This window comes from Spirillospora sp. NPDC000708, assembly GCF_040299565.1.
Lineage (GTDB): Bacteria > Actinomycetota > Actinomycetes > Streptosporangiales > Streptosporangiaceae > Spirillospora.
In genome coordinates, this window is the sequence record NZ_JBEPCJ010000030.1 from 46296 (window position 1) to 58584 (window position 12289).

Annotated in this window: 13 protein-coding genes; 6 read left to right on the forward strand and 7 right to left on the reverse strand. The window is 74.5% G+C overall.

What is annotated here, in order from left to right; translation table 11 throughout:
• A complete protein-coding gene (locus ABT299_RS22135) occupies window positions 1-1113 on the forward strand; it encodes an amidase (protein WP_500251841.1) in 1113 nt (370 codons plus the stop codon).
• Window positions 1114-1143: 30 nt separating this feature from the next.
• Here ABT299_RS22135 and ABT299_RS22140 read toward each other — a convergent pair whose 3' ends face one another.
• Genes ABT299_RS22140 through ABT299_RS22150 form a run of 3 tightly spaced genes read right to left on the reverse strand, consistent with a single transcriptional unit; the run spans window position 1144 to window position 3070 of the window.
• The gene (locus tag ABT299_RS22140; protein ID WP_190854555.1) at window positions 1144-1632 is read right to left on the reverse strand and encodes a MarR family winged helix-turn-helix transcriptional regulator; all 489 of its coding nucleotides are present in this window, start codon (window positions 1630-1632) and stop codon (window positions 1144-1146) included.
• Between the two features lie 44 nt (window positions 1633-1676).
• Window positions 1677-2117 (reverse strand): nuclear transport factor 2 family protein, encoded by a 441-nt coding sequence (locus ABT299_RS22145; protein WP_500251842.1) that lies wholly within the window; start codon window positions 2115-2117, stop codon window positions 1677-1679.
• Between the two features lie 32 nt (window positions 2118-2149).
• Window positions 2150-3070: a zinc-binding dehydrogenase gene (locus tag ABT299_RS22150; protein ID WP_500251843.1), complete on the reverse strand. Its 921-nt coding sequence runs from the start codon at window positions 3068-3070 to the stop codon at window positions 2150-2152.
• Window positions 3071-3272: 202 nt separating this feature from the next.
• Here ABT299_RS22150 and ABT299_RS22155 point away from each other — a divergent pair, with 202 nt between their 5' ends.
• The 3 genes from ABT299_RS22155 to ABT299_RS22165 are packed head-to-tail and all read left to right on the forward strand — an operon-like array spanning window position 3273 to window position 7313.
• Window positions 3273-5456: an MMPL family transporter gene (locus tag ABT299_RS22155; protein WP_500251844.1), complete on the forward strand. Its 2184-nt coding sequence runs from the start codon at window positions 3273-3275 to the stop codon at window positions 5454-5456.
• 5 nt (window positions 5457-5461) lie between these two features.
• The gene (locus tag ABT299_RS22160; RefSeq protein ID WP_500251845.1) at window positions 5462-6649 is read left to right on the forward strand and encodes a sensor histidine kinase; all 1188 of its coding nucleotides are present in this window, start codon (window positions 5462-5464) and stop codon (window positions 6647-6649) included.
• 13 nt (window positions 6650-6662) lie between these two features.
• Complete coding sequence (locus tag ABT299_RS22165) at window positions 6663-7313, forward strand: response regulator (RefSeq protein ID WP_500251846.1); 651 nt, start codon at window positions 6663-6665, stop codon at window positions 7311-7313.
• Here the strand turns inward: ABT299_RS22165 and ABT299_RS22170 are convergent.
• The gene (locus ABT299_RS22170) at window positions 7303-7905 is read right to left on the reverse strand and encodes a Maf family protein (RefSeq protein WP_500251847.1); all 603 of its coding nucleotides are present in this window, start codon (window positions 7903-7905) and stop codon (window positions 7303-7305) included. The genes ABT299_RS22165 and ABT299_RS22170 overlap by 11 nt on opposite strands.
• Entirely contained in the window at window positions 7905-8687 is a 783-nt protein-coding gene (locus ABT299_RS22175) for a patatin-like phospholipase family protein (protein WP_500251848.1), read from the reverse strand. Before ABT299_RS22175 ends, ABT299_RS22170 begins: the two co-directional genes overlap by 1 nt.
• A 167-nt stretch (window positions 8688-8854) precedes the next feature.
• On the opposite strand from ABT299_RS22175, the gene ABT299_RS22180 reads away from it, so the two are divergent.
• Window positions 8855-9649 carry a trans-aconitate 2-methyltransferase gene (locus ABT299_RS22180; RefSeq protein ID WP_500251849.1) on the forward strand — a complete coding sequence of 265 codons (795 nt, stop codon included), beginning with the start codon at window positions 8855-8857 and terminating at the stop codon, window positions 9647-9649.
• 225 nt (window positions 9650-9874) lie between these two features.
• The gene (locus tag ABT299_RS22185; RefSeq protein ID WP_190854540.1) at window positions 9875-10237 is read left to right on the forward strand and encodes a VOC family protein; all 363 of its coding nucleotides are present in this window, start codon (window positions 9875-9877) and stop codon (window positions 10235-10237) included.
• 138 nt (window positions 10238-10375) lie between these two features.
• Here the strand turns inward: ABT299_RS22185 and ABT299_RS22190 are convergent, their stop codons facing one another.
• Both ABT299_RS22190 and ABT299_RS22195 read right to left on the reverse strand, forming a co-directional pair.
• Entirely contained in the window at window positions 10376-11137 is a 762-nt protein-coding gene (locus ABT299_RS22190; protein ID WP_190854538.1) for a TetR/AcrR family transcriptional regulator, read from the reverse strand.
• 53 nt (window positions 11138-11190) lie between these two features.
• A complete protein-coding gene (locus tag ABT299_RS22195) occupies window positions 11191-12144 on the reverse strand; it encodes an acyl-CoA desaturase (protein ID WP_190854535.1) in 954 nt (317 codons plus the stop codon).
• Window positions 12145-12289: the final 145 nt, after the last annotated feature.

The window sequence follows — 12289 nt, forward strand, 5'->3', positions numbered from 1 at the left end:
ATGACGACTTGGATCGTGAAGATCGACGACGCGCCGGGGGACGGTCCGCGGCTGGCGGTGAAGGACGCCATCGACGTGGCCGGGCTGCCCACCACGGCGGGCAGCCGGGCGGTGGCCGAGCGCGCCGCGCCGGCGGCGGCGGACGCGCCCGTTGTCGCGTCGGCGCGCGCGCAGGGCGCCCGCATCGTCGGGAAGGCCAACCTCACCGAGTTCTGCCTGGGCGCCGACGGCGTCAACCCGTGGTCGGGAACGCCGGTGAACCCCCTGGACCCGTCGCGGGTGCCGGGCGGGTCGTCCAGCGGGTCGGCGGTCGCGGTCGCGAGCGGGGAGGCGGACGTCGCCTTCGGCACCGACACGGCCGGGTCCGTGCGGATCCCGGCGGCGTGCTGCGGGATCGCGTCGCTGAAGACGACCCACGGGCGCGTCCCGCTGGACGGCGTCTACCCGCTCTCCCCGACGCTGGACACTGTCGGGCCGATGGGCCGCGACGTCGCCGCCGTCGTCACCGGCATGCGGCTGATCGAGCCGGGCTTCGCCCCGGACGCCTACGACCCCGGCATGACGGTCGGGCGGCTCCGCGTCCCGAACGTGGACCCGGCGATCGACGCGGCCGTGGACGACGCGCTCCGCCGGCTCGGCCCGATCACCGACGAGACCTGCGAGCACTTCCAGGACGCGGCGCTCGCGAACGGCGTGTTCGTCGGCGAGGAGGCGTACGCGCGGAACGGCGGGCTGCTCGGCGACCCGTCCAAGGTGAGCGAGCGGATGTACCGGCGGCTCAACGTGCTGAAGGAGGCCGCGGCGGGCAGGCGCCCGTGGGCCGAGCAGCTCCAGAAGACGGTCCGGGCGGAGTTCGACGCGCTGCTGGACCGGCATGGCGTGCTCGCGCTGCCGGTGCTGGCCGGGGTCGCGCCGGAGCCGCCGGGCGGCGACGACGACCTGCTGCTGACGATGCTCACCGGGCCGGTCAACGTGGCGGGGCTGCCGGCGTTCGCGCTGCCCGTCCCGCTGCCGGGCTCGCACCTCCCCGCGTCCGTGCAGCTGGTCGGCCCGGCGGGCGGCGAGGAGCGGCTCTGCGCCGTCGCCGCCGCACTGGAAGAGGCGCTCGCCTGACGCGGTTCCCGCGGGCCCGGCCCGCGGAGATCACGCGTCGAAGGGGATCAGGAGGGTGCGGAGCAGGACGGCCAGGGTCTCGCGCTGCTCGGGCGTGAGGGCCTCCAGGATGGCCTGCTCGCGGCCCAGCAGGTCGGCGAACGCGGCGTCCACGCGCGTCAGGCCCGCCTCGGTGAGGCGGACCTGGACGCCGCGCTTGTCCTGCGGGTCGGGGTGCCGCTCGACCAGGCCGGCGGCGGCGAGCCGGTCGATGCGGTTGGTCATGGTGCCGGACGTCACCAGCGTCGCGCGCAGCAGCTGCCCCGGGCTGAGCTGGTAGGGGGAGCCGGCCCGGCGCAGCGCGGTGAGGACGTCGAACTCCCACGACTCCACCTGGTGGGCGGCGAACACGGCGCGGCGGGCGCGGTCGAGGTGCCGGGCCAGCCGGGACACCCGGCTGAGGACCTGCAGCGGCCGGACGTCCAGGTCCGGGCGCTCGGCCTGCCACGCGGCGACCAGCCGGTCGACCTCATCCTCCATGCCGCAAGCCTAACCTGTCTTGATATCGAGGGACCTGCGGCCGGTCACCGCTGACCGAACAGGGTTCGCTCGACGTGCCGGGTGTCGGCGTACTCCTTCACCGAGACGATCCTCCCGTCCCGGACGACGTAGATCCCGGCGCACCGGTTGTCGTAGATCTTGCCCGACCGGGTGACCCCCTTCGCCGTCCACTCGGCGAGCACCTGGTCGCCCTCGGCGATCACGTTGACCAGCGCCACCTCCGGCGCGGTGCCCGGCTTGAACAGGCCGCCGGTCGCGGCCCCGAGGAAGTCGTCCACGATGGCGTCGCGGCCCTTCCAGGTGCCGCTCAGCGGCAGGTCGCCGGGGTAGGTCCAGGTCGCGTCCTCGGCGAAGCTGTCCCTGATCGTCTCCAGGTCCCCGTCGGCGACGGCCCGGACGTAGCGGACCACGACGTCCTTGGGGGTCGCCCCGGTTCCGGCGGTCATCTGGGTCTCGGTGTTCATCTCGGTCTCCTTGCTCTCAGCGGTCGGTGCTCTCAGCGGTCGATGGTGAGGACGGCGTTGCCGCGGACGCGGCGTTCGCGCAGGTCGGCGAGGACAGCGGCGGTCTCCGCCCAGTCGGCGGACCGCCCGATCTCCGGGTGCAGCCGCCCGCCGGCGACGAGCCGGACCAGCACGGCCAGGTCGTCGGCGTTCGAGGTGTCGGCGTCCTCGTAGTGGAAATGGCGGATGGTCGCCGACTCCGGGCCGTCGAAGAACCGGAAGAAGTCGAGCGTCACGGGCGTCCGGGACGCCTGCCCGAACCAGATCAGCGTCCCCCGGCGCCGCAGCCGCGCCAGCGCGTCCGGGAACGCCCGGCCGCCGGTCGACTCCAGCACCAGGTCGAACGGGCCCTCCGCGGACGCCGCGTCCGGCACCACCGTTGCGCCGAACTCCGCCAGCCGCCGTCCGCGCTCCGGCGTCGCCGACACCGCGGTGACCTCCGCGCCCGCCGCGGCGGCCAGCTCGGTGACGTAGTGCCCCACGCCGCCGGACCCCCCCGTGAGCAGGACCGTCCGTCCCGCGAGCGGCCCGGCGGCGCGCAGCAGCCGCAGCGCGGTGAGGCCCGCCAGCGGCAGCGCCGCCGCCGTCTCCACCGGAACCGAGGCGGGCAGCTCCGCGAGCGACCCGGCCGGCACCGCCGCGTACTCGGCCCAGCCCGCCGACGGCGGGTGCCCGACGACCCGCGTCCCGCACGCCGGGCCCGACCCGTCGGCCGCCGCCTGGACGACCAGCCCCGCGACGTCCTTGCCGGGACGCCAGCCGGGCCGGTCGCCCTCCAGCTGGAACGTCTCGCCGCGGTTGACCGAGAACGCCGCCACCTTCACCAGCGCCTCGTCCGGGCGCGGCTCCGGCTCGTCGACGTCGGCGAACGCGACCGCCTCCCGCGCGTCGCCGGTCGGCACGAGTGCCTTCACGATCCCTCCTCGCGTCCCTGCCCCGGTGACCCCTCACCGGTGCGGTGGACCCAGTGGACCGCACCCCGAACACCCCGGTCCAACAGCCATTGAGCAGGAACGACAACCGCCGGTTGTCGCCCCTTGTCCACCGGTCGGTGGACGGGAGGTTCAGCCGGTCGGGGCTCATGCCGGAGGGGGCCGCGGCGCGAGCATTTCGGGCATGAGAGATCTTCCTGTGCGCATGGCCCGGTGGAGCGCCGGGCACCCCTGGCGGGCGATCGCCGGCTGGTTCCTGTTCGTCGCGGTGTGCCTCGGCGTCGGCATCTCGGTCGGCGGGCACGCGGCGACCAGCGCCGACTTCCGGATCGGCGAGGCCGGACGCGCCGAGGCGATGGCCGCCCGCGGCGGCCTGGAGCAGAAGCCGGCCGAGCAGGTGCTGATCACGGCGAAGCCCGGTGCGGGCCGCCTGGACGCGGCGCAGGCGGACGCCGCCGCCCGCGACGCCGCGGCCCGGATGGCGCGGCTGCCCGAGGTCGCGTCGGTGTCCCCGCCGATCCGCGCGGCGGACGGGACGGCGGTCCGCGTCCAGGTCACCCTGCGGGGCCCCGAGCTGGAGGGCAAGAAGCACGTCGCGCCGCTGATCGCGCAGACCGAGCAGGTCCAGGCCGCGCACCCCGGGGTGCGGGTCGAGGAGACGGGCGGCCCGTCGGTCAGCAAGGGCGTCGACCACCTGCGCGGGCAGGACCTGTCGCGGACCGAGGTGATCGCGCTGCCCGTCACGCTGGTCACGCTGCTGGTCGTGTTCGGGTCGGTGGCGCTGGCCGTGGTGCCGCTGCTGCTCGCGCTGTCCTCGATCGCCGCGGCCGTCGGGCTGTCGATGCTGGCCTCGCACGTCTTCCCGGACGCGGGCGTCGGCACCAACGTCATCCTGCTCATCGGCATGGCCGTCGGCGTCGACTACACGCTCTTCTACCTGAAGCGGGAGCGCGAGGAGCGCGCCCGGTCGGGCGGCCGGCTGTCGCCCGCCGCCGTCGTGGAACTGGCCGCCGCCACGTCCGGACGGGCCGTGGTCGTCTCCGGCATCGCCGTCGCCGTCTCCAGCGCCACGCTGTACCTCGCCGACGACGTGATCTTCTCCTCCATCGCGACCGGCGCGATCGTCGTCACCGTCGTCGCCGTCCTCAGCTCCCTGACCGTCCTGCCCGCGCTGCTCGCCAAGCTCGGCCAGTGGGCGGAGAGCCGCCGGGAGCGCCGGATCCGGCGCGGCAAGCGGGTGCGCGGGGCGCGCTCCGAGTCCGGCGGGCGGATCACCCGCGCCCTGCTGCGGCCGACCGGGAAGCACCCGGCCGCCACGCTGGCCGTCGGCCTGCTGGCCATGCTCGCCCTCACCGCGCCGCTCCTCGGCATGAAGCTCACCGACATGGGCCGCGAGACCCATCCCCGCGCCATCCCGGCGATGCAGGTCTACGACCGGCTCAACGCCGCGTTCCCCGAGCTCAAGGCCATGCACCAGGTCGTCGTGGAGGCCGACCCGGCGCGCCGGGCGGAGGTGGCGGACGCGCTGCGCGACCTCGGCCGCCGCGCGCGGCACGACCCGCGCCTGTCCGGGACGTCCCGGCTCCGCGTCTCGCAGGACGGCCGGACCAGCCTGCTGGAACTGCCCGTCCCGCACCACGTCAGCGACCCGGCCGCCGTCGCGTCCCTGAAGAGCGTCCGCGACGACTACGTCCCCGCCACGGTCGGCAGGCTGCCCGGCGTCGAGGTCGCCGTCACCGGCGACGTCGCCCGCTACGCCGACTACCCCGACCACCAGAAGCAGAAGCTGCCGCTCATCATCGCGTCGCTGCTGCTGGTCACCTTCGGGATGACGGTGTGGGCGTTCCGGTCCGTGGTCCTCGGCGCGGTCGGCGTGCTGCTGAACCTGCTGTCGGCCGGCGCCGCGCTCGGCCTGCTCGTCCTGACGTTCCAGGGGACGTGGGCGGAGGGCCTGCTCGGCTTCACCTCCACCGGGACGATCGGCTCCCGCGTCCCGCTGTTCCTGTTCGTGATCCTGTTCGGCCTGTCCATGGACTACCAGGTCTTCGTGATCAGCCGGATCCGGGAGGCGCGGCTCGCCGGCGCCTCCACCCGCACCGCCGTCCTCGACGGCATCGGACGCTCCGCCGGCGTCGTCACCAGCGCCGCGTTCGTCATGGTGACCGTCTTCGCCAGCTTCATCCCGCTGCACATCATCGAGATGAAGCAGATGGGCTTCGCGCTCGCCGTGGCGGTGCTGGTGGACGCGTTCGTCATCCGCATCGTGGTGCTGCCCGCCCTGATGCTGCTGCTCGGCGAGCGGACCTGGTGGCCGTCCCGGCCGGCGCCCGCCGCCGTCCCGGCGCCCGCCCCCGCGAAAGTAGGCTGATCGGCATGGAGCGACGGCCACAGCACGACGACCGGCTCCAGGCACGGGCGGTGCGCCGCTGGTACACCGCCCTGTGGATCTGCTTCGGCCTCGTCCCGCCGGGCATCGCCGCCTGGGACCGCAGCGAGGGGATCCGGTCCGGGACGCTCGCGCTGCTGGCCCTGCTCGCCGTCTGCCACCCGATCACCGGGACGTTCCCGGGGAACGCGGCCGTCCGCCGGTACACGTTCCTCGGTGTGCTGACCGCCGGCATCGGCGCGGTGTCCTACCTCGCGGACGGCACCGCGTCGCTGCTGATCGTGTCCCTCCCGCACTTCTGGATCCAGGGCGGCGGCCCGCGGCGCGCGATCGCCCTCAGCGGCGCCGCGACCGCGGCCGCCGTTGCGGGCATGGCCGTCCAGAGGCATCCCGACGGGGCGCTCGTCACCGGCAACTCGGTCGCCGCCCTCACCGGCTACGCCGCGAGCATCCTCGTCGGGATCTGGATGACCCGCGTCGTCGACCGGCAGTCCGAGCGCGCCCGCCTCCTCGCCGCCGACCTGGAGGACGCGGAGCGGCGCCTCGCCGAGGCGCAGCGCCGCCAGGGCGCCGCCGACGAGCGGGAGCGGCTCGCCCGCGAGATCCACGACACCCTCGCGCAGGGCCTGGCGTCCATCGTCGTGCTCGCCGAGGCCGCCCGCGCGGGCATCGGCACGGACCCGGAGGCGAGCGTCCGGCAGCTGGCGTCCATCGAGCGGACCGCCCGCGAGAACCTCGCCGAGGCCCGCGTCCTCGTCGGCTCCGCACCGCGCGAGGGCGTCGCGGCCGGCTCCATCGCCGCGACCCTGCGCCGCACCCTCGACCGGTTCGCCGAGGACACCGGCCTCACCGTCGACGCCGACCTGCCCGACGTCCGCTGCGACCAGCCGACCCGCGTCGCGCTGCTGCGCTGCACCCAGGAGTCGCTCGCGAACGTCCGCAAGCACGCCGCCGCCACCACCGTCGGCGTCGTTCTCGCCGCGCACCCGCACGGCGTCGAACTGGAGATCACCGACGACGGGCGCGGCTTCGCGCCCGGCGCCGCGTCCGGCGGGTTCGGGCTGGACGGGATGCGGCGCCGCCTCGCCGAGCTCGGCGGCCTGCTCACCGTCACCAGCGCCCCCGGCGAGGGCACCCGCGTCCTCGCCCTGCTTCCCCGCGAGAGCACCCCATGAACGGCGGCACCCCGTGAACGACCGCACCCCGAACGACGGCACGGTCCGCGTGATCCTCGTGGACGACCACACCGTGATGCGCGCCGGCGTGGCCGCGCTGCTGGCCGGCGAGCCCGGCATCGAGATCGTCGGCGAGGCGGGCGACGGCCGCGCGGCGGTCGGCCTCGCCGAGCGGCTCCGGCCCGACGTCGCGCTCGTCGACCTGCGGATGCCCGTGCTGGACGGGGTGTCCGCCACCACCGAGATCCTCGCCCGCCGCACCGGCACCCGCGTGCTGATCCTCACCACCTACGACACCGACGAGGAGATCGAGCGCGCCGTCGAGGCGGGCGCCGTCGGCTACCTGCTCAAGGACGCCACCCGCGAGCAGCTCGCCGACGCGGTGCGCGCCGCCGCGCGCGGCGAGACCGTCCTCGCCCCGCGCGTCGCGCAGCGGCTCGTCGCGCGGATGCGGCAGCCCGTGCCCGTCGCGCTCACCGCCCGGGAGGCGGAGGTGCTGAACGCGGTCGCGGACGGGCTGTTCAACGCCGAGATCGGGCGGCGGCTCGTCATCGCGGAGGCGACGGTGAAGACGCACCTGCTCCGCGTGTTCGCCAAGCTCGACGTCGGCGACCGCACCCGCGCGGTCGTCGTGGCGATGGAGCGCGGCCTGCTCAAGCGGTGACCGGGACCGGCCACACCTCGGTCAGCGGAACCCCGATACCGGCCAGCATCCGGCGCAGGAGGGGCAGCGACAGGCCCATCACCGTGCCGGGATCGCCGTCGATCCCGTCGATGAACCAGGCCCCGCGCCCCTCCAGCGTGAACGCGCCCGCCATGTGCAGCGGCTCGCCCGTGGCGACGTACGCGGCGATCTCCTCGTCGGACGGGGCGCCGAACCGGATCCGGGTGCTCGCCACCTCCAGCGCGTCCCGCCCGGAGGCCGTGTCGACCACGCAGTGCCCGGTGTGCAGGACGCCCGTCACGCCGCGCCGCGCCGCCCACCACGCGGCGGCCTCTTCCGCCGACGCGGGCTTGCCGAACGCCCGCCCGTCCACCTCCAGCAGCGAGTCGCAGCCGATCACGATCGCGTCCGCGACGCCGCCCGCGACCGCGCCCGCCTTCTCCTTCGCCAGCGCCCGCGCCAGCCCCGCGACCGACCCGGCCGCGATCTTCGACTCATCGACGCCGCTGACGACGACCTGCGGGTCCGCGCCCGCCTCCCGCAGGATCCGCAACCGCGCCGTCGACGCCGACGCCAGCACCACCTTCCGCATCAGGCCACAGTAGCGATCAGCCGCGCGGCGTCGGGGGCCTGCCGGACGCCCGCCCGGTAGCACTCCGCCCACCGGCCCACATCGCCCACGTCGCCGCCGAACGCCTCCAGCGCCGCGTCGTCCGGGACGATCCGCACGTCGGCCCCCGCGCCGTCCGACATGTGCGCGAGCGGCTCGATCAGCACGACCTTCGCCTCGTCCCGCGCAAGCCACGGCCACGCGCCGCCGCCGAACGCGCCGTCCATGTAGAGCCGCCCATCGATCTCGATCGGACGGGCGTGGCCCGGCGCCGCGCTGCTCGCCGCGACCGCCGCCGACAGCGGCACGCCGCTCGCCCGGTCCCAGACGACGGGCTCCCCGGACGCCACGTCCACCGCCGTGACCAGCAGCCGGCCCTCCGGCCACGCGTCCGTCCCGACCAGGAACTCCATCCGCCTGCGGTGCCATTCGGCGGGCAGCGCCTCGGCCTCGGCCGCCAGCCGTCCGACGCGGCGGCGCGCCTCGTCCGGCTCCAGCGCCGGATCGCGCATCAGCCCGAACATCCGCTCCATGACCGCCGGGTCCCGCGCGGGGCGCGGGCCGTTCGCCGGGGGCAGCTCCGCGACCGCCGCCAGGTCCCGGCCGGTCGCGATCATCGCCCCCGCGATCGCGCCCGCCGACGTGCCCGCGATCGTCCCCGCGCCGGCCGGGTCGACCCCCGCCTCCCGCAGCCCCGCGGCGAGCCCGGCCAGCCACGCCGTGCCGACCGGCCCTCCAGGACCCAGCACCAGTCCCCAGCTCACGTGCCCACTCCCTTTCCGCCGGACGCCGCGCCGGACCTTCCGCCGGACGCCGTGCCGCCGACGCTACGGAGCGCGCGCCGCGCCCGGCATCCGTCAGTCGACCGGTCCGGCGCGGCGGCGGACAAGATTCTTGACATCAAGATATGGGCGCGGCATCATGTCTCTTGATGTCGAGACAAGCTGAGGCCGTGTGGGACCCCGCGCAGTACGGGGTCTACGGCGACGAGCGCGCCAGGCCGTTCACCGAACTGGTCGGCCGGCTCGGACCGATCGAGCCCCGGCACGTCGTCGACCTCGGGTGCGGGAGCGGGGAGCTCACCGCGACCCTCGCGGGCCGCTGGCCCCGGGCGGTCGTGCGAGCCCTCGACTCTTCCCCCGAGATGATCGCCGCCGCCCGCGCCCACGCGATCCCCGGACGGCTCACCTTCGACGTGGCCGACGTCGCCGACTGGCGGCCCGACGGCCCCGTCGACCTGATCGTCTCCAACGCCGTCCTGCAGTGGGTCCCCGGCCACCTCGACCTGCTGCCGCGCTGGGTCGACGCCCTCGCCCCCGGCGGGCGCCTCGCCTTCCAGGTCCCCGGCAACTTCGACGCGCCCAGCCACGTCCTGCTCCGCGAGCTGTGCCGCTCCCCGCGCTGGCGCGACCGCCTCGCCGGCACCGTCCGCGACGACCCCGTCCTCGACCCCGCCGGCTACCTCGACCGCCTCGCCCGCCACGGATGCGCCGTCGACGCCTGGGAGACCACCTACATGCAGGTCCTCAGCGGCGACGACCCCGTCCTCGAATGGGTGAAGGGCACCGCGCTTCGCCCCGTGCTGTCCGCGCTCCCGCCGGACGAGGCCGGCGAGTTCCTCGCCGCCTACCGGGACCGGCTCCGCGACGCCTACCCCCGCCGCCCCTACGGCACCGTCTTCCCGTTCAGGAGAGTGTTCGTGATCGCCACACGTCACGCCCCCTAGACGGGGTGCCGCCCGCCGGCCGAGGGAAGCGACTCGTTCCCCTGCGGTGTGCCAGCTCGGCCGGCGGGCGGCATCCAGGCCGCGCGGACGCGACCCGCACATGATCGCAGACCGCCCGGCCCGGCACCGAACCCCGGCTTCGCGACCCGATGCCGGCGACCCCTGCCGGCGGCCGCCCGGACGAACTCCGGACGGCCGCCGGCGTCCGTTCGCGAGGAGGCCCGCATGCTCACCGCCCTCCACCACGTCCAGCTGGCCGCCCCGCCCGGCAGCGAGGACGCCCTCCGCGCCTTCTACGCCGGCGTCCTCGGCCTCGAGGAGATCCCCAAGCCACCCGAGCTCGCCAAGCGCGGCGGCGCCTGGTTCCGCGGCCCCGGCCTCGAACTCCACCTCGGCATCGAGGAGGACTTCCGCCCCGCCCGCAAGGCCCACCCGGGCCTGCTCACCGGCGACCTCGACGCTCTCGCCGACCGGCTCCGCGCCGCCGGCCACGACGTCCGCCGCGACGGCCTGTTCCCCGGCTACCGCCGCTTCTACGCCGACGACCCCGTCGGCAACCGCCTCGAATTCCTCCAGCCCGAGGACTGACCGCCCGCCCCGCCGGACGAGCGCCGCCCCGCAGCGCGCGGAAGGCCGAAACCGCGCGGAAGGCCAGGGGGGCCGCTCGGGGCACGAAAGCCGAAGGCCGGCCGCGCGCCGCAGCGCACGACCGGCCCTCGAACCGGGTCAGACCGACGGATGCGGGCTCGGGTCGGTGAAGTCGGCCTCCGCCTCGCGGCGGCTCCTCCGCTGCGCCTTCTCGGCCCGCGCCGCCGCCGCCTTCTCCGCCTTCTCCGCCTTCGCGGCGGCCTTCTCCGCGCGCTTCTCCGCGCGCTCCATCTCCTTGCGCCGCTGCCGCGGGTCCAGCGACGGCTTCGGCTCCAGGCCCGCGAGGCCGTTCCACGCGAGGTTCACCACGTGCGCGGCGACCTCCTCGCGCTTCGGCTTGCGCACGTCCAGCCACCACTGGCCCGTCAGGGCCACCATGCCGACCAGGCTTTGCGCGTACAGCGGAGCGAACTTGTCGTCGTAGTCGTGGCGGTCGAACTCCTGGGCGAGGATGTACTCCACCTCGCCGGCGATCTCGCTGAGCAGGCTCGCGTAGCTGCCCGTCCCGGTGCCGCCGTGCGAGTCCCGCACGAGGATCCGGAACCCGTCCGGATGCCCCTCGATGTACTCCAGCAGCGCCAGCGCCGCCTTCTCCAGCTTGCTCCGGTAGTGGATCGCCGAGTTCAGCGCCTCGGTCACCAGGCTCAGCAGCCGCTCGAACTCCCGGTCGACGACGACGGCGTAGAGCCCCTCCTTGCCGCCGAAGTGCTCGTACACCACGGGCTTCGACACACCCGCGGCGGAGGCGATCTCCTCCACCGAGGTGCCGTCCAGGCCACGCTCGGCGAACAGGGTGCGGCCGATGTCGAGGAGCTGCTCGCGGCGTTCCTTGCCGGTCATCCGCTTTCTGCGGGGCCTGGGAGCGGGATCTGTCACGGGATCAATTGTGACGGTCAAGCCGCCTGCTTCGTGCGCTTCGCGGACAGCCTGTCGTCCTTCGGCCACCGGACGTCCCGCGCCCAGCCCAGTTTCTCGAACGCCCAGATGATCCGCGCGCTGATGTCGATCTGCCCCTTCAGCACCCCGTGCCGCGCGCACGTCGGGTCGCAGTGGTGCAGGTTGTGCCACGACTCGCCGAGCGACGGGATGGCCAGCCACCAGACGTTGCGGGACTTGTCGCGGACCTCGAAGTCCTCCTTGCCGAACGTGTGGCAGATCGAGTTGATCGCCCACGTCACGTGGTGGACGAGCGTGATCCGCACGAACCCGGCCCAGAACAGCGCCGTGAAGAAGCCGAGCCACGACATCGTGATCAGGCCGCCGAGCGCGGCCGGCAGCAGGAACGACACCGCCACCAGTCCGGGGAAGGCCAGGTGGATCCGGGTGATGTCGCGGTCCTTGAGCAGGTCCTTGGCGAACCGCTGCTTGGACGTCCGGTTGGCGTCGAACAGCCAGCCGTAGTGCGCCCAGAGCAGGCCCTTGGCGAGCGCCTTCCAGTCGTCGCCGAACCGCCACGGCGAGTGCGGGTCGAACTCCTGGTCGGAGTGCTTGTGGTGGCGCCGGTGGTCGGCGACCCAGGTGATGACCGGGCCCTCGATGGCCATGCTGCCGGCCAGCGCGAGGAAGATCTTGAGTCCGCGGTTCGCCTTGAACGACCCGTGCGTGAAGTACCGGTGGTAGCCGACGGTGATCCCGCCCGCGGACAGCAGGTAGAACACGGCCGTCAGCGCGACGTCGGTCCAGCCGAGGAACCTGCCCCAGGCGAGCGGGACGGCCGCGAACAGGGCCAGGAACGGGACGCCGGTGAACACCGCGACGAGCGCGCGTTCGGCGTTGCCCTGCTGGTCGGGTGCTAGTTCGGGACGCCGTTCGGGTCGGGGAGGAGCCATGGTCGGAGCCGTTGTCATGCGTCACCACTTCCTGTGACTAGAGCTGCCTTACCTACGCCAACGTAACCTACGGATCCGTAAGTTGGACAGGGACGGCCGGTAAATTCAGTGGGAATCTCTCTCATGGGCCACAAAACTCTCCTGCGAAACCTCACCGTCCGTC